A 17,773-nucleotide genomic window follows, 5' to 3' on the forward strand; every position below is an offset into this window, starting at 1 on the left:
CACATCCGCCTACGCTAGAATTGCCAGCGCGGCTAAAAATGCTAAACGTAGTAGCGATGCTATTACGCTGCTAGCAGTATCAAAAACAAAACCAAGCGACGATATTATTGCTGCCTACGAGTATGGCCAGCGCCAATTTGGTGAGTCTTATGTTCAAGAGGCTGTAGATAAAATAGCTCAACTACACACATTTAGCGACATCATTTGGCATTTCATTGGCCCTATTCAATCAAATAAAAGCGCCCTTGTTGCTGCACATTTTGATTGGGTACAAAGCGTAGATAGAATAAAAATAGCTAAGCGTTTAAACAGTCAACGTCCAGAAAACCTAGCCCCTTTAAATGTGCTTATTCAAGTAAATATAAGCGCCGAGGAGGCCAAGTCGGGCTGCAACGTAGAGCAAATCCCCGAACTAGCTGAGTTTATTGACCAATGTGAGCAACTCACTTTGCGTGGTTTAATGGCTATTCCGGCTAAAAGCGACGATCCGAGTGAGCAAAGTCAATCTTTTGAGCAATTACAAACTTGCTTTGATAAACTAAAGGCCCAATATCCTCATATAGATACGTTGTCGATGGGGATGAGCAATGATGTTGAAGCCGCCATTAGCGCAGGTTCAACCATGGTGAGGATCGGCACAGATATTTTTGGAACTCGAACTTAAAAGGTGATAACAGACATATGTCAGATAAAACAATCGCATTTATAGGCACAGGTAACATGAGCTACGCCATTATTGGTGGCATGGTAAAAAACGGTTTTAATGCAAACAACATCATTGCTACAAACCGCAACCAAGAAAAGCTTGCCAAGGTAGCAGACGATTTCAAGGTGAAAACCACCAGCGACAATAACGAAGCCTTACGCGATGCTGATGTCATTGTATTGTCTGTTAAACCACAAATGATGGGCGATTTATGTAAATCGTTTCAAGAATCGGGTATCGACTTTAGTGATAAACTGTTTATTTCGGTAGCGGCTGGCTTAACCGTTAAGCGTTTACGCGAAATGCTTGGCCAAAACGTTAAAATGGTACGTTGTATGCCAAACACGCCATCGCTATTAGGGCGTGGTGTATCGGGTTTATTTGGCGCAGATGAAACAGCCGAAGAGCACGACTTTGTACAACAAGTATTTGAGTGCACAGGTATTGTTGTTTGGGTAGAGCAAGAGTCGCAAATTAACGATGTCATTGCTGTGACAGGCTCATCACCCGCTTACTTTTTCTTATTTATGGAAGCCATTGAAGAAAAAGCGAAAGCACTTGGCTTTAACGATGAAGATGCGCGCCGCTTAGTGCAGCAAACTGCGCTAGGTGCAGCCGAAATGGCATTGAGCCAACCAGAGATAAGCATTTCGCAATTACGCGCTAATGTAACCTCTAAAGGCGGCACCACCCATGCTGCGGTTGAGCATTTAAAAGGCGAAGGCCTAGTGCAAACAGTTAGCGATGCAATGGATGCGTGTATTGCGCGTGCAATGCAAATGGAAAAAGAACTTTAAAATTACTTTTTATTGAAGGTTACACTATGAATGCCATGCAATTTTTGATCAGTACCCTGTTTGATTTGTTTTTAATGGTGGTGCTACTGCGTTTTTGGCTACAGTGGGCAAAAGCCGACTTTTACAACCCAATGAGCCAATTTGTGGTTAAAGCAACGTCGTTTGCAGTTAACCCGTTACGTAAAATTATACCTGGACTAGGTGGGCTTGATTTAGCCTCTCTATTGCTGGCATTTATTGTAGCCGCTGCCAAAATTAGTACTTTAATGCTGGTGATATACGGCGCATGGTCTGCGCAACCTGTGTTCATACAAGCACTTATTACCGTACTTAAAGAAGGCTTAAACCTTGTATTTTGGGTATTGATTATTCGCGCTATTTTAAGCTGGGTAAGTCAAGGTTATAACCCAATAGAAGCGGTTTTCCATCAGCTTACTGAGCCAATGCTCAAGCCACTTCGTAAAATTATTCCACCAATGGGTGGCTTAGATTTATCGGTGCTTGTACTAATTATTGGTATTCAGTTTTTACAAATGCTGCTAATGGACTTTTTAGCCTAAATTTTTTGTTATAAGCAAAAGAGGCCCTTTGGCCTCTTTTTTATATAGGACATCATAATGAACCGTTTAATTAAGTTTTGCTTTATTAGTTTTTTAGCCTTTGCTTTTAATGCCCACAGTGAAGACATGCAAGGCGCACAGTACAAAGAGCTGGGCCCTTGGCAAGTGCATTACATTGCTTTTCCATCTACCTTTATTCAGCCGCAAATAGCTAAAACATATGGCCTTGAGCGTAGTGGTTATAAAGGCATTGTTAATATTTCAGTACTGAAAAACAATAGCGATAAAACCGCGCAAACCGCTCAGCTCAGCGGCACCGCAAAAAACCTACTCGGCAATAAGCAAGCCCTTACTTTTAAAGAAGTAAAAGAAGGTGAATCAATTTATTACCTTGCGCAAGTAGACTACACCAACGAAGAGATTTTACGTTTTGAGATAAACATCCAGCAAGGTAGTCAGTCTCAAAAACTCACGTTTCAGCAAAAATTTTACGTAGATTAAAAACATGACCAAAACATTAGTGCTTGCCACAGGCAACCCTGGCAAAGTTAACGAGCTGGCCAATATGCTTAGCCCGCTTAATATAAATGTGCTTCCGCAAAGCGATTTTAACGTAGGCGAAGTGGCCGAAACCGGCACCACCTTTGTAGAGAACGCGATAATTAAAGCCCGCCATGCTGCTAAAATTACCGGCATGCCAGCCATTGCAGATGACTCAGGCTTAGAGGTAGATGGCTTAAATGGTGCACCAGGCGTGTACTCAGCTCGTTTTGCCGGTGAAAGCGCCAGCGATCAAGACAACATAGATAAACTACTTAACGAATTAGCCGATAACCCAAACCGTAAAGCCCGCTTTTGGTGTGTGCTGGTATTAATGCGCCACGCCGATGACCCTACCCCACTTATTTGCAGCGCAAGCTGGGAAGGCGAAATTACACAAACCCAAAATGGCGAAGGGGGCTTTGGTTACGATCCGGTATTTTTTGTAGCAGAGCAAAACTGTACCAGCGCCGAGCTCACCAAAGAGCAAAAAAATGCGGTGAGCCATCGCGGCCAAGCACTTAAAAAGTTATTACTAGAGCTACAAAGCAAAGGCGGCCTGTGAACCTTCCACCACTGAGCTTATATGTGCACGTACCTTGGTGCGTGCAAAAATGCCCCTATTGCGATTTTAATAGCCATGGGCAAAAAGGCGACATTCCTGAAGCTGAGTATGTTCAGCATTTAATTGACGACTTAAAAGCCGATTTGCACTTGGTGCAAGGGCGTAAAATTCACAGTATTTTTATTGGCGGCGGTACACCAAGCTTATTAACTGGCGATGCATATACCCGCTTATTAAACGAAGTCGATAACCTGATTGGCCTAAGCGACAACTGCGAAATAACCCTTGAGGCAAATCCTGGTACCGTAGAAACCGGACGCTTTAAAGAGTACGTTAAAGCGGGTATTAACCGTATTTCTATTGGCGTGCAAAGCATGCAAAACGACAAGTTAAAGGCACTTGGCCGTATTCATGGTGCCGATGAAGCGCACTACGCTGCAGAGCAAGCTAAGCAAGCCGGGTTAAATAGCTTTAACCTTGATTTAATGCATGGCTTACCGGGGCAAAGCCTTGACGATGCGCTGAGCGATTTAAAAAAAATAATTGCTTTAAACCCGCCACATATATCTTGGTATCAGCTCACTATTGAACCTAATACACAATTTGCATCCAAGCCGCCCACTTTGCCACAAGATGAAACCCTATGGGATATTCAAGAGCAAGGCCAAGCACTACTTGCTCAAGCCGGTTACATACAATACGAAATATCGGGCTATGCAAAGCCAGGCTTTCAATGCCAACATAACTTGAATTATTGGCGTTTTGGCGATTATCTCGGTATTGGCTGTGGCGCTCATGGTAAGGTGACTGATGCAAAAACCGGCATTATTACCCGTACTGAAAAAATTAAGCATCCGCGCGGTTACATGGATATGCTTAAGCCGTACTTGTATAAAAGCTGGCAAGTAGAGCAAGAAGATTTAGCCTTTGAATTTTTTATGAATCGCTTTCGCTTAGTCGAGCCTTGCCCTATTGATGATTACAGTGCGCTGACTAATCAGCCATTACAAAGCCAACAAGCAGCGTTAACTAAAGCAATAAATGCAGGTTTGTTAATACAAGAAAACGGCCACTGGCAAGTAAGCCTTAAAGGGCATCGTTTTTTAAATGACCTGCTAGAATTGTTCGTGTAGTGGTTTTAACCACGCGCGATAAACATAAAATACAAGCAAATAAATATAATACCCCCTAATGGGTTTCTAACAACAAAGGGAAAACAATGCGTAAACTTACCTTTATTGCAGCAGCCGTGAGCGTTGCTATTTTAGCCGGTTGCCAGCAGGCACCACAACAAACAACGCCAGCGCCTGCAGTGCAAGCGCAACCTGTGCAAAGCGAAATCGACAAAGCGAATGCGTTTTTTGAAGATACCTTTAACCGCGATGTAATGAGCAGCCCGGTTTATCAAACTTACATGGGTATTAAAAAAGATTACGATAAATGGGATGACGGCAGCGAAGAGCAAAAACTAAAAGACCTTGCGCAAGCAAAAGAAGACTTAGTTACTTTAAATGCTATCAACCGCGACCTGCTTGATGATGCCACTAAAGTAAGTTACGACTTAAAAAAACAAGACCTAGAAAGCTCGATTGCTGATTTTAAATGGCGTTACCATAACTACCCAGTTAACCAAATGTTTGGTACTCACTCTATGGTGCCTGCGTTTTTAATAAACCAACATTCAATTAGTAATGTTAAAGAAGCTAAAGATTATATTGCGCGTTTAAACGGTGTACCTACTGTATTTGATCAGCTAATTACTGATTTAGAAACCCGTGCTGATAAAGGCATTATTGCGCCTAAATTTGTGTTCCCACATGTTATAGATTCGAGCAAAAACATCATTCATGGTGCACCATTTGAAAAAGGTGAAGACTCAACCCTATTAGCCGACTTTAAACGTAAAGTAAGCGCTCTTGAAATTAGCCAAGATGAAAAAGATGCCTTAATTAGCGAGGCAACTGATGCATTAAAATCAGCCGTTAAGCCTTCTTACTCTAAGTTAATTAATTACTTAGCACAGCTAGAAAAACGTGCAGATAACCGCGATGGCGCATGGAAACTGCCTGACGGCGAAGCGTTTTACAATAACGCACTTAAGCGCACCACAACAACTGACTTAACCGCTAAAGAAATTCATGCCATTGGCCTTGCTGAAGTAAAACGTATTCATGATGAAATGCGTGAAATTAAAGACAAAGTAGGCTTTAAAGGTGATTTAAAAGCGTTTATGCAGTTTATGAAAACGGATAAACAATTTTATTATGCCAATGACGAGCAAGGTAAACAGCGTTATTTAGATGAAGCCACTGGCCTAATCAACACCATGAAAACTCGCCTAGATGAGTTATTTATTGTTAAGCCAAAGGCTGATCTTAAAGTTAAAGCCGTTGAAGCATTCCGCGAAAAAGCAGCAGGTAAAGCATTTTACCAACAACCTGCGCCAGATGGCTCACGCCCTGGTATTTACTACGCAAACCTTTACGACATGGAAGCAATGCCAACGTACCAAATGGAAGCATTAGCGTACCATGAAGGTATTCCGGGTCACCACATGCAAATTGCTATCTCACAAGAGCTTGAAGGTGTGCCTAAGTTTCGTAAGTTTGGTGGCTACACCGCTTACATTGAAGGTTGGGGCTTATACTCAGAGTACATTCCTAAAGAAATGGGCCTTTACGCAGACCCATACTCAGACTTTGGTCGCCTTTCGATGGAATTATGGCGTGCGTGTCGCTTAGTCGTTGATACCGGTATTCACGCAATGAAATGGACTCGCCAAGAAGGTATTGATTACTACGTAAATAATACGCCTAATGCCACATCTGACGGTGTTAAAATGGTTGAGCGTCATATTGTAATGCCATCGCAAGCAACAGCTTACAAAGTAGGTATGCTTAAGATTTTAGAACTGCGTGAAGAGGCTAAAAAGCAACTAGGCGATAAGTTCGATATTCGTCAGTTCCACGACGTTATACTTAAAAATGGCCCTGTACCACTTAACGTACTAGAGAACTTTGTAAACGAGTGGGTAGCAAGTAAAAAAGCTTAATACTTGGTTATAAATAGAAAAAGGTCGCTGATGCGGCCTTTTTTGTTTTATAGTAATAAAAACGCTCAGAGGTAGGGTTAAGAATGGATTTAAGCATACAATTACTTAATGCGCGCATTGCTAAGCATCTGCTAGACGAGCTCGATAACGACTTTAAACAGTTAAGCCCTGCTCAGCAAACATTACAGCTAAATCACCTTTACGAAAGTGCTTTGCGGATGAGTATTAAATACGACTTTATGCAAAATGTAGCCACACGTATTTTAACAACCAACCCCCCACCAGCACCTTTTATCAACCAATTAACAACGACTGATGCATTAACGTTTTTTACACCTGCATTAAAAGAAAATAACGGCTTTTTAGCACAAGACAGCCAAGGAAATAATGTACTGCACAATGTATTTAAACACGCCAATGCTCAAAAGCTGGCGTTTAACTATGTGCGCTCATTAATGCTATTTGAATCTAACGATAATTTAGTAAAAGCCCTTGCACAAACAAATGCTCGTGGCCTTACCCCTGTTGCCTGTTATATCGCCTATGCTGATAAACCTAGCACACCAATAAAGCATGAATTTTCAGCATTATTAGCGCTTATGGAAATAGAGCAAAAACAAAATCCAACCGCTAAACAGCAACTGGCAAATATATTAAAAGGCGCTGATATAAACGAAACCAGCATTTTACTTAGCGCTGCTTACCTACAGCGCTCAACCGCGCAAATTGCCCACTTAGTTAGAGCAATTTAGTCACTTAAGTAATATTCAACACTGGTGACCACCCTCACCTTTTTGATATGTGGCGTATTTGAATCGCGATTGCTAATGCTAAATTGCCCTTGGCGAGCGGATTTTATTTTACCCAGCGTTGAGTTCGAATCTTTAGCAAATTTGTTGGCAACTTCACGGGCTTTTTCTGTAGCCTCTTGCACCATGGCTGGTTTTATATCGTTAAGGCCGGTAAATAAATACTCAACTTTGGTTTCGTAACTATTTTGCACAATGGCAATGCCCTGTTTAGCTAATTGACTCACTTTACTCAGTGCATTTTGTACTTTGTCGGGCGCGTTCGAATACACAATAATATTAGCGCGTACCAAGTAACGAAACTTTTGATTATCGTTAGCGTATTCACGGGCTTGCTTATCAATTATCGACTGGCTACCCGTGCTTATTTCGTCATCATCAAAGCCATGTAGCTTTAAAAATGCAATAACAGCATCGTTTTTTTGCTCAACTCGACTAACCAGTTTTTCTAAGTCGTTGTCTGCATCACTGTATTGCAGCGGCCAAATTACCGTATCAGCGCTAACTTCACGCTCTGCTAACCCTTTAACCTGCACACTACGTTCCATGCTTTTTACATCTACTGCGGCACTTTTAATAATAAAGCCTAATAAAATTAAGCCTATACTTAGGCAAATTGCGGCTATAACGGTATAAAAACCGGGTGTTTTATTCACAAAAAACTCCTTGATTGATATCAATAATAAGTATCTATGCGCTCGAAATAACACAGCAAACAGGGTACATTGAGACTATGAATAACGCAAAATATAATCAGCCAAGGATATGCCATGAGCTTAAAGCGCATCAGCCAATTTTTTAATCCGGCCTCGGTAGCCGTTATTGGCGCCTCGAATACCCCCACACGCGCGGGGTTTGTGGTTATGCGCAATTTATTACAAGGTGGGTTTAAAGGGCCAATCATGCCCGTAACCCCTACCCATAGTGCGGTGCACGGCGTGCTTGCCTACCCTGATATTGCCGCGCTGCCCAAAGTGCCCGACTTAGCCGTTATTTGTACAAATAAAAATACCTTACTGAGTATTATCGAGCAGCTAGGTGAGCTTGGCTGTAAAAGTGCAATTGTGATTGCTGATGGGCTCTCATTGAGCCAAAAAACAGCTTTAAAGCGCGCTGCAAATGCCCATCACGTTACTTTGCTTGGGCCTAATTGTTTAGGGCTACTTATTCCGCATATTGGCCTTAATGCCAGCTTTTCTCACACAGTTGCAGCACCAGGGAAACTGGCATTTATATCGCAATCCGCAGCGGTGTGTTCCACTATTTTAGATTGGGCTAAAAATAAAGAAATTGGCTTTTCGTATTTTGTTTCGGTCGGTGATTGCCTAGATATCGATTTTGACGAGCTGCTCGATTTTTTAGGCCGTGATGCTAAAACCAAAGCGATTTTGCTCTACATAGATAATATTGAAGATATTCGTGGGTTTATATCGGCAGCACGGGCAGCAGCCTTTAGTAAACCGGTTATTGCCATTAAAACGGGAAAAACCGGAGCAGGCGCACTGGCTGCTGAAATTCATACTGGTGGCAAGCAAAGTTCAGATGCAGTGTACGATGCGCTTTTTCAACGCGCCGGTATGCTGCGTGTTAGTGATCTGCGCGAACTTTTTGCAGCCACGCAAACACTTGCCATCCACCCAAAATTACTAAAAGTTGAGCAGTTAACCATTTTAACCAACGGCGGCGGCCCGGGGGTTATGGCGGTCGATGAGCTTATTTTAAATTCGGGTAAACTTACCCAGCTTAGCGAGCAAACGCGATCCGCACTCAATCAAGTTATTCCGCAATCGGATACTACATCTAACCCTGTCGATATTTTTGGCGACTCTGCTCCGGCGCGTTACAAGCAAGCATTAGAAATTTTACTTCGCGCCGAAGAAGTTAAAAACTTACTTATTATTCATACCCCTTCGGCACTGGCATCAAGTGAAGACTACGCCGATATGATAGTGCAAACCTTACAAAAAATACCAAAGATGGCGCGCCCTTATGTAATGACCAACTTTATGGGTGAAGATGCGGCTTATGCTGCGAGGCGTGTTTGCTCTAACCACACTATTCCAACCTATCGCACGCCTGAGGGTGCGGTTGGCGCATTTATGCATTTAGTTAGTTATCGTCGTAACCAAAAACATTTAACGCAAACACCCGAATCAAATACCGATGATGCAAAAATAAATAAATCAGCAGCCACTACGCTCATTAACGAATTTTTAGAAGAAGAGCAAAGCTACTTACCCACTCATCAAGCAAGCCAAATTCTTAGTCATTATGGTGTTGAGTGTATTCAAACAGAAGTAGCCTACACGCCCACAGAGGCGCGTGAGCAAGCAATTGAATTAGGCTTTCCGGTAGCGTTAAAGTTGATTAGCCCAAGTATTGCCTCAAAATCAGAAGTAGGGGGTGTGGTTCTTAACTTAAACGATGCAAACGAGGTTGAGCAAACCGCCTTTGCCATGCTGATACGAATTAAAAACACCTATCCAGATGCTGTTATTGAAGGGTTTTCATTGCAAAAAATGGCGCCGCGCGCCGGCGCTAATGAACTGCGAATCGCCATTAAAACTGAGCCTAATTTTGGCCCTGTTATATTACTTGGTGAAGCGGGTAATGGGTTAGAGTATGCCCAAGCAGCCGTTGCTTTGCCGCCGCTTAATATGAACTTAGCTAAATACCTCATTGCAGCCGCAAACGATAAAGGCGTATTAAAAGATCGCATTTTGCCAGAAAAGGTCGACAAATATCGCTTGTGCGCCCTGCTCACACGTATATCTCAACTTGTTGTCGATCAGCCCGATATAAGTGCCATGGAACTTAATCCTATTTTAGCCAGCAATGGGCAATTTTTGGTGCTTGATGCCACCATTAGTGTTAATCGCTATCAGGCACACAGCGATCGTAAACGTTTATGTATTCGCCCTTACCCTATTGATCTTGTAGAAGAAGTAACCCTTAAAAATAATACACGAGCTACATTAAGGCCTATTCGTCCAGAGGATGAAAAAGCCCACCAAGAGTTTGATCAATCACTAAATAAAGAAGATCGTTACAAACGCTTTTTTGGTGAGCTGCCCCAGTTTAACCACGACCAGCTCGCAAAAATGACACAAATAGATTACGACCGAGAAATGGCCTTTATTGTATGCCAGCGCTTTGAAGGTAAAAGCCGCACACTAGGTGTAGCACGCGTTATTATGGACCCTGATAATTTACATGCTGAGTTTGCAACCGTGGTTCGCTCTGACTACCAAGGCTTAGGTCTTGGCAGGCTGCTTATGAGCGCTGCAATAAATCATTGTAAGCGCCAAGGCGTAGAAGTAATTGAAGGCATAACACTGCCTGAGAACACCGGCATGATTGAGCTTGCCCGTAAGTTAGGTTTTACAATTAGCCGTGATTTTGAAGAAGGCAGTATTAATATGCTGTTAAAGCTAAACACATGAGCAGCACAGCAAGACAAACGTTAGCGCAGGTATTTGAAGGGACTGGCGATTACCGAAAAGCGGGGCATATACTCGACACCGCGCTGATTGCTTTAATTATGCTTAACGTTATTGCCATTGTGTTGGAATCAGTACCGAGTATAAACAAAGTATATTACCCGCAGTTTTTACTTTTAGAGGTTATTTCGGTGGCTATTTTTAGCCTTGAATACCTTGCAAGGCTTTGGGCCTGTGTCGATAAGAGCAAATACGCAGCTATAAAAGGTTCAAACGCAAAACGCCGACTGCATTACTTTTTATCACCTTTGGCTCTTATCGATTTAATAGCCATTTTACCCAGCTTGTTAATGTTTGTGTTTCCTCTGGATTTGCGTTTTTTACGTGTATTAAGACTGTTAAGAGTATTTAAACTTACTCGTTATTCACGTGCAATGCAGTTGCTATTACAAGCATTTAAAGACGAAGCGAGCTCGTTACTGGCCGCGTTTTTTATTATGTCGGTACTGCTAATACTTGCCTCCTGCGGTATTTATTTATTGGAGCACGATATTCAGCCAGATAAATTTGGCTCTATTCCTGCAGCTATGTGGTGGGCTATGGCGACCCTCACTACGGTTGGGTATGGTGATGTTGTACCGCTAACGCCACTTGGTAAACTCTTTGGTGGCGTAGTCACTTTGGTGAGCATGGGAATGGTGGCAATTCCTACAGGCTTGCTTGCCTCTAGTTTTTCGGAGCAAATACGTAAACGCCGGCAATTTTTTGAAGATGCCGTACATGAGCAAATTCACCAAGGCAGTTTAGATGACTCACAGCGTTTGCACTTAGAGGAGCTGCGCTACAAACTAGGTTTAAGTAAGCTTGAGGCCAATAAAGCAATTAAAACGCAGCTTAATCAACGCAACAGCCATTTATTTTGCCGCCACTGTGGTAAACGCCAATAAGCTTATTTTTACTGGTTAAATATGTTGCCCCAATCTTGTTTGATCAGTGCGGGAACAGCTTCTTTAGGTACTGGCTTACTAAATAAATAGCCCTGAAAATGCTTACACCCTAACTGCTTTAAAAACTGCAGCTGTTGTTTGTTTTCAATGCCCTCAGCCACACACTCTTTACCTAAGCTATGAGCTAAGGTAAGCGTTGATTGAATAATGGCTTCATCATCTGAGTCAACGCCAATATCTTGCACAAAGCTTCTATCTATTTTTAGTACATCGATAGGAAAACGCTTTAAATACGTTAATGAGGCATAGCCTGTTCCAAAGTCATCCATGTAGAGCTTACAGCCAAGCTTTTTCAGCATTTCCATACTGTGCAGCGCATGTTTAGAGTCGCGCATTAAAATAGACTCGGTAATTTCAAACACTATGGCTTCTGAGGGCACATTAGCGTGGCTCAGCGCTTTATGAATGTCGGTTACAAGCTCTTCGTATTCAAAATCAAGTGCAGAGAGGTTTATCGACAAGTACAGCTGAGGTGAAATCTCACGCCATTGTTTGAGGGCTTGCAACGCACGGGCAAAGGTTTGCAGCATAATTTTTGTTATTAACCCTATGCTCTCAGCCGCTAAAGAAAACTCTTGCGTGGGCACTAAAGTGTTTTCTGGCCAGCGTAACAACACTTCAAAACCTTCGGTTTTTTGAGTGTGCGCATTCACTATAGGCTGGTAGTAATTGCAAAACTCTTGCTCTTGATACGCTTTAGTTAGCAAAGACTCTAAATGCAAGGCTTTTTGTACATGCTGGTTCATCTCCTGCTTGTAAAACTTATAACTGCTTTCGAGAGACTCTTTTGCATGGTACAAAGCTATACTGGCAGCTTTTAACAGCGCAGCATGATCTGCGGCGTCATCAGGCGCTATTGCTACACCAATACTTAAATTAACGTTTACCACCTGGCCATTAAATTCCATATTTTGGCTTACAGAGTCTATTAATTTAGAGCAAATAAGTAATACTTCTTCAATTTGCTGCACATCTTCCACCAGCACCACAAATTCATCGCCACCAAAGCGCGCAACACTTGCAGAAGGACGCAAAGAGCGCTTAATACGCTTAGCCACTTGCTTTATTAGCTCATCAGCCGCTTCACGTCCAAATGAGTCGTTAAAGTATTTAAACCGCTTAATGTTTATGTGCAGCATAGCTACTTTACATTGATGATTTTGCGCTTGCTCAATCGCATGCTCAACCCTGTCGTTAAACAGCATACGGTTAGGCAAACCGGTTAATGAGTCATAGTTGGCTAAAATATGAAGCTCATTTTCAGCCAATTTTTGCGCATGAATGTCGGTTAAAATAATAACGTAGCTGCTTAAACGGTGTTCAGTGTCGGCCACTGCACTTATTTTTACTAACACATGGCGCTGCTCACCACTGGCAAGGGTGACTAAGTCTTCACAGGAAAAATGCTCACCCACATTTAGCTTTTGCATTATCCGTAAGTAGTCAAAACGATTACTTCGCGATATACCTAAATTAAGGGCGCGGCTAGAGCGTGGCTCACTAGGAAAGTTAAAGGCCGTTTGCAACGATTTGTTAGAGGCGCGAACCGTAAAGTTTTTATCAAGAATAAATACCCAATCGCGGGTTTGCTCAAACGCAGCGGTAAATAAACGGGCATGCTCTTCAAACACCATTTCGCGGGTCATATTGGTGTAAGTACCCGCTACTTTTTTAGGAAGTTGTCCGCTCCATTCCACCACTTTGCCAAAGTCTTTATACCAACGCCAATAGCCTTTAGCGTGGCGTAAACGATAAGTGCAATTAAAGTAGCCTTTATCGGTTGATAAAAATTCTAACCATTCTAATCTGAAAAGCGCTTTATCTTGCGGGTGAATTTTAGCTAGGTAATCATCTAGGCTCACGCTTTCTTGATCATACCCCAGTTCATTACATAAGCGCGGCTGGTAAATACTACTCGATGTAGACTGCCAATCCCACATGCCCGACTCACTACCCTCTAAGGCTAGTTTTAATCGCGCTTCACTTTCTTTACTTTCTTTATTAGCGGCCAGTAATATGCGCTGAATTTTGTTGCGGCGCATTACCCAAAAAGCAATAAATGCGATAAACAAAACGCCATAAAGCACCATAAAATATGGCGCTCGCCACAGGGGATACTTAACACGAATTTTTAGCACTGCAGGCGGCGTGTACTCGCCGGTTAACGGATCTTTAGCCCATACTTTGAGCTGGTAATTACCTGGATTTAATTTAGGGAATAACACCCGATTATTATTACGGGTGTAGGTTTTTTGGCCGTTATCGAGCTGGTACTCATAAATTATGCGCTCTTGATAGCTAAACGCCATCGCCGAAAACGCCACCTCTAAACCGATATCATCATGGTTGAGGACTATTTCATTTAATGGCTGTTTTAAATCGATAGATAAGTCGCGCGACATTAAATCAACTCGCGTTATATTTACATGATCAATTAATGAGTGGTAATTTTGATTTTCCATCGGATGAAAATATGTAATGCCCTTTAAGCTGCCATAGGCAATGCGCCCATCGCTTAAATGCGCCATGGCACTGCTGTTAAACTCAGCAGAAAGCAGCCCCTCAGATGTAGTAAACTGCTGAAAATGAAGTGTCTCTGGGTTTAGTCGCCATATGCCTTTATGGCTGCTCATCCAAATCATGCCATTATCATCAAGCACCATGTCATAAAGTAAGGTACCTAACTTATTTTTTTCTAAGTCAATCGTGTGTACCAATTTGTAACTGGCTGCATCAAGCCCAATCAGGCCAAAATTAGATAGTGAAATCCATAAAATATTGTTGTTATCGACCACGTAAGAAAGCACATTAATAGCCACGTTATCGTGCTGTTTTGGCACTTTATAAATGGTGTTTAATGCTAATGTGGTTGGGTTTACCTGGTATAAAATACCCGCATTAAAAAACAGGGGCATATCAGGCTTGGTTGCCAGCGCTGGCGAAAAACCATGCGCCAAAAACGGCTCTATTTTGCTAAAGGCCCCTTCTAATCGGGTGATCTGCTGAGTATCAATATTATATACAAACATACCGTGATCTGAGTGCACATAGTACAAATCACCGTTAGGCATTAAGGTTACGCCGTGTACCCAGCCTTCTATGTAGGCTCTATTGTTGGGGTTTGTTATTGTTGGCTCGTTAATTTGATGCGTTATGGGGTCAAACTCAAACAGCCCACGGTTTGTATGTAACCAAAGCTTTTGCTTATAAGGAATAATTTCATACACGCTAAATTCAGTAGTCAGTAAGTCTACTTTGTGGTTTTTTAAGTAAACTTGGCTGGTGTTAGTGGCTAAATCAATTTCGGTTAAGCCATTATGTGTTGCCAGCCATAGGCTGTTACCATACTCCGTAATGCCCCAAACCGAAGGATGAGAAAGGCCATCGCCACCCAGTTTACTACCATCTATATTGCTAAAGTGATAGGTATTATTAGACAAATAAAATGCACCATCGGTTTTAGTAGCGAGCCAATACCCTCCCGATTTATCTTTTACCATGTCTATCATACTGGTATCAGATAGGCTGTATTTACTTTGTGTAATACGTGTGTTTTTTACCAACTCTTTGCTATTTAAATCAAATTTAAAGAGCCCTTTATTAGTCGCCAGATCTAGCTTTTCGCCTTCGTTGATGATGCGCCATACATTTAAATCGGCAATAACGGCTTGGTTTTTAAATGCTATGTCGGGGCGTTCAAACATGCCTGGCAAGTCGCTAATATCAACTTGATACAAGCCTTTAACGGTGCCTACTAACAACTGATTATTTTTAATGACCGAAAACGATTTAACGTTGTTTTGATAAATATGCTCAGCTTTGCTTTTTAAATGCTGCAGCGGCCTAATTTGCTCAGAGGCGATATCAAATACAAACGCCCCATGGCTTGTGCCTATAAAAATATACCCATTGTAATGAAAAAGCTCTCTTACTAAGGTGTTTTCGTATTCTTTAGGCAGCTCAAATAGGCTGGTTATTTTACCTGTTTCAATATCTAATTTAGCAAAGTCGCGACCACGCCCAATCCATAAGGTTTTGTCATCAACCGCTGCCATACTAAATACCGACTGGCTTAAAATTTGTTTTTCGCTGGTAGGTTGAGAAATAAATTGCTGGTAGGTGTCGGTACTTGGGTCGTATTTAAATAAGCCTGCAAGTAACGAGGCTATCCAAATATTACCTGCGGGGTCTTGGTAAATACAATCAATTATGGCTTCTTCAAGCTCGCCATTAGGGCCATTAATTGAAACAACTTGGTAACCATCATAACGGTTTAACCCCCCTTCGGTAGAGAGCCATAGGTAACCGTTATCATCAAGCAGCATAGTGTTCACATAGCTTTGCGACAGGCCTTCACTGGGGGATAAACGTTTAACCTGTGCGCCAACATGGCAACTAAATATAGCGATTAAAGCTATACAGCAACTAATGATCCAATGAACGCCTTTACTCATGGCTTGATCCGTTGTTTTTGTTATAGGTATTCGAGTGCGACTATATTTCGATGCGTATAAATATCAAAAAGTGCTTTTAAACCAGGAGTATATGTTAATACTTGGTTAAAACCAAGACTCGTATATAAAGCTGTAATATTTTTATAAGCAAAGGTGTAAAGCGGCATGCTTTGCTGTTTTATAGCGGCGCATACAAGTTGCTTTGCCAGCCCTTTTGCACGGTGCTGCGGGGCAACAAATACGGTTGATAAAAATAAAAAGTCGTGTTTATTTTGTATTCGACACGCCGCAACTATCTGCATTTCACTGTAAACAACCCAAACCTGATCTTGCTTATTAGCACGTCCTCTTACGCTATACAGTGCATAAAACTTATTAACTAATGGAATCTTAAGTGTGTCTAACTTTTGTACTGTATACATATATTAGCTTAGCATTAACGCCAAATACTGCTCAAACTGTTGCTTTAAAAACGTTTGCTCTGCCACTGGGCGGCTATGAATCGTATTATAAACTTGCTCACGTGTTTTTTTATTACGTTTAATTTGATAAGCCCAAAATGAGGCTTCGTAATCTAATTGAATCTGGTATTTTTGCTCTCGGGGTAAAGCACATAAATTAAAACTCACAACCACTCCTAAGTACGGTTAGTTATCCGCATTTATTATACGTATATTTGAACCCATTTACTGTTTAAAAAGCAACAAACATGGGCAAAAACCAAACTATTTTGGTATTATTCGCTGCGATCATTTGCCCTGTCCTCATTTTAAACGGAAGTAACCTTGCAGATACAGCTCAATGCTTTGTTTTTATTAGTCGTTTTATTTTTTAGTAAAATTACACTCGCCAATCACAATAGCGTTATATTTAACCGCCCGGCCGACTCAGCTCAAGCAAGCTATGCGCTCGCTTTACTCACATTAGCCTATAAAGAACTTAATTATGAAGTACACATAATTGATTTTAATCGCCAAAATGCCTTATTAGCAGCCAATAATGGGGTGTTAGATGGCCAACTTGGCCGCGATATAAGTATAGAGGCGGACAATAAAAACCTGATCAGAATTAACTACCCACTGTTTGACTATAAGCTTTTACTGTTTAAAAACTGCCAACCCAATACACTCGATAAGCTCGATAGTATTGCGGTTTTGTCAGGCTATCCAGTTCAGCACCATTACTTAAATGAGCATAAGTTTAACGGCAATATTATTGAAGTAAAAAATATTACGACCCAACTTAACCTACTAGCCCAGCATAAAGTTGATGGGGCAATTATGCTCGACTTTGTGCTTAAAGCCGATAACTTTTCCCTACCAGAGACCTGTATGCAAACCCAGCTGCTAAGTACATTTTCGCTCTATCACTATGTACATAAAAAGCACGCGGCTTTGGTAAGTAAATTATTGAATGCTTTAAATAAACTACACGATAACGGCACTAGCCGCGCATTGCGCGCAAAATACAATTTAAAACTCTAGCATGTACAACAAGGTTTAAAATTCAAAGCCTTGTTGTTTATCTAAAGTGGCTTGTGATTGCGCAGCTTGGCGCTTTTGTAAATACCGTTTGTAACGTTGCTGGCATAAGCTAAGTACTTTCTTTTTTTGCGCATTGCTTAACGCATTCCAATTAAAACGCTCATCCCGGCTTCGGTAGCAGCCTTTGCAATAACCTCGGTTGTTTACTTGGCAAATACTTTTACAGGGGCTTGGAATATCAAATATTTCAATTTGTTGCATTGCACCCCCTAAGTAGATTAATTGCTTTGTATGAGTATAGCGTTATTTATGCACAAAAAAAAAGCAGCGTTTACGCTAATGCCGATCAGTTAAGAAAT

16 protein-coding genes are annotated in these 17,773 nt (G+C 41.6%); 11 read left to right on the top strand and 5 right to left on the bottom strand.

All coding sequences use genetic code 11. From position 1 onward, the window contains the following. The 8 genes from B4F91_RS12955 to B4F91_RS12990 form a co-directional block, all read left to right on the top strand. A partial coding sequence (locus B4F91_RS12955) for a YggS family pyridoxal phosphate-dependent enzyme (protein ID WP_288635828.1) occupies nucleotides 1–664 on the top strand: 664 nt, incomplete at its 5' end. A gap of 17 nt (nucleotides 665–681) precedes the next feature. Then, complete coding sequence (gene proC, locus B4F91_RS12960) at nucleotides 682–1,503, top strand: pyrroline-5-carboxylate reductase (RefSeq protein ID WP_004586838.1); 822 nt, start codon at nucleotides 682–684, stop codon at nucleotides 1,501–1,503. A 26-nt stretch (nucleotides 1,504–1,529) separates the two neighbouring features. Continuing rightward, the gene (locus B4F91_RS12965; protein WP_248463099.1) at nucleotides 1,530–2,063 is read left to right on the top strand and encodes a YggT family protein; all 534 of its coding nucleotides are present in this window, start codon (nucleotides 1,530–1,532) and stop codon (nucleotides 2,061–2,063) included. A gap of 57 nt (nucleotides 2,064–2,120) precedes the next feature. Continuing rightward, the gene (locus B4F91_RS12970; protein ID WP_004586836.1) at nucleotides 2,121–2,564 is read left to right on the top strand and encodes a DUF4426 domain-containing protein; all 444 of its coding nucleotides are present in this window, start codon (nucleotides 2,121–2,123) and stop codon (nucleotides 2,562–2,564) included. A 4-nt stretch (nucleotides 2,565–2,568) separates the two neighbouring features. Further along, a complete protein-coding gene (locus B4F91_RS12975) occupies nucleotides 2,569–3,168 on the top strand; it encodes an XTP/dITP diphosphatase (protein ID WP_055254892.1) in 600 nt (199 codons plus the stop codon). Next, on the top strand, nucleotides 3,165–4,301 hold the full coding sequence (gene hemW, locus B4F91_RS12980) for a radical SAM family heme chaperone HemW (protein ID WP_096041186.1): 1,137 nt from the start codon (nucleotides 3,165–3,167) through the stop codon (nucleotides 4,299–4,301). The genes B4F91_RS12975 and hemW overlap by 4 nt, the downstream gene beginning before the upstream one ends. An 86-nt stretch (nucleotides 4,302–4,387) precedes the next feature. Beyond that, a complete protein-coding gene (locus B4F91_RS12985) occupies nucleotides 4,388–6,220 on the top strand; it encodes a DUF885 domain-containing protein (protein WP_096041185.1) in 1,833 nt (610 codons plus the stop codon). A gap of 83 nt (nucleotides 6,221–6,303) precedes the next feature. Beyond that, a complete protein-coding gene (locus B4F91_RS12990; protein ID WP_286937185.1) occupies nucleotides 6,304–6,972 on the top strand; it encodes a hypothetical protein in 669 nt (222 codons plus the stop codon). Here B4F91_RS12990 and B4F91_RS12995 read toward each other — a convergent pair. Beyond that, nucleotides 6,969–7,685, bottom strand: a complete 717-nt coding sequence (locus B4F91_RS12995; protein ID WP_004586831.1) for an SIMPL domain-containing protein — start codon at nucleotides 7,683–7,685, stop codon at nucleotides 6,969–6,971. The genes B4F91_RS12990 and B4F91_RS12995 overlap by 4 nt on opposite strands. 114 nt (nucleotides 7,686–7,799) lie before the next feature. Between B4F91_RS12995 and B4F91_RS13000 the strand changes: the two genes are divergently transcribed. Continuing rightward, the gene (locus B4F91_RS13000; protein ID WP_286937183.1) at nucleotides 7,800–10,472 is read left to right on the top strand and encodes a bifunctional acetate--CoA ligase family protein/GNAT family N-acetyltransferase; all 2,673 of its coding nucleotides are present in this window, start codon (nucleotides 7,800–7,802) and stop codon (nucleotides 10,470–10,472) included. Beyond that, on the top strand, nucleotides 10,469–11,416 hold the full coding sequence (locus B4F91_RS13005) for an ion transporter (protein ID WP_004586829.1): 948 nt from the start codon (nucleotides 10,469–10,471) through the stop codon (nucleotides 11,414–11,416). Before B4F91_RS13000 ends, B4F91_RS13005 begins: the two co-directional genes overlap by 4 nt. 8 nt (nucleotides 11,417–11,424) lie before the next feature. On the opposite strand, the gene B4F91_RS13010 is transcribed toward B4F91_RS13005, so the two are convergent. From B4F91_RS13010 to B4F91_RS13020, 3 genes are read right to left on the bottom strand one after another with little or no spacing between them, the layout of a single operon-like run. Further along, nucleotides 11,425–15,930, bottom strand: coding sequence for an EAL domain-containing protein (locus B4F91_RS13010; RefSeq protein ID WP_286937181.1), 4,506 nt, complete (start codon nucleotides 15,928–15,930; stop codon nucleotides 11,425–11,427). Nucleotides 15,931–15,950: 20 nt separating this feature from the next. Next, nucleotides 15,951–16,352 (bottom strand): GNAT family N-acetyltransferase, encoded by a 402-nt coding sequence (locus B4F91_RS13015; protein WP_004586827.1) that lies wholly within the window; start codon nucleotides 16,350–16,352, stop codon nucleotides 15,951–15,953. Nucleotides 16,353–16,355: 3 nt separating this feature from the next. After that, nucleotides 16,356–16,559, bottom strand: a complete 204-nt coding sequence (locus tag B4F91_RS13020) for a DUF3283 family protein (RefSeq protein WP_004586826.1) — start codon at nucleotides 16,557–16,559, stop codon at nucleotides 16,356–16,358. 156 nt (nucleotides 16,560–16,715) lie between these two features. Between B4F91_RS13020 and B4F91_RS13025 the strand changes: the two genes are divergently transcribed. Next, the gene (locus tag B4F91_RS13025; protein ID WP_024031530.1) at nucleotides 16,716–17,414 is read left to right on the top strand and encodes a substrate-binding periplasmic protein; all 699 of its coding nucleotides are present in this window, start codon (nucleotides 16,716–16,718) and stop codon (nucleotides 17,412–17,414) included. A 15-nt stretch (nucleotides 17,415–17,429) separates the two neighbouring features. On the opposite strand, the gene B4F91_RS13030 is transcribed toward B4F91_RS13025, so the two are convergent. Further along, nucleotides 17,430–17,675, bottom strand: coding sequence for a DUF1289 domain-containing protein (locus B4F91_RS13030; protein ID WP_004586824.1), 246 nt, complete (start codon nucleotides 17,673–17,675; stop codon nucleotides 17,430–17,432). Nucleotides 17,676–17,773 lie beyond the last annotated feature (98 nt).

It is taken from the genome of Pseudoalteromonas sp. UBA6610 (genome assembly GCF_002433295.1).
Classification (GTDB): Bacteria; Pseudomonadota; Gammaproteobacteria; order Enterobacterales; family Alteromonadaceae; genus Pseudoalteromonas; species Pseudoalteromonas atlantica.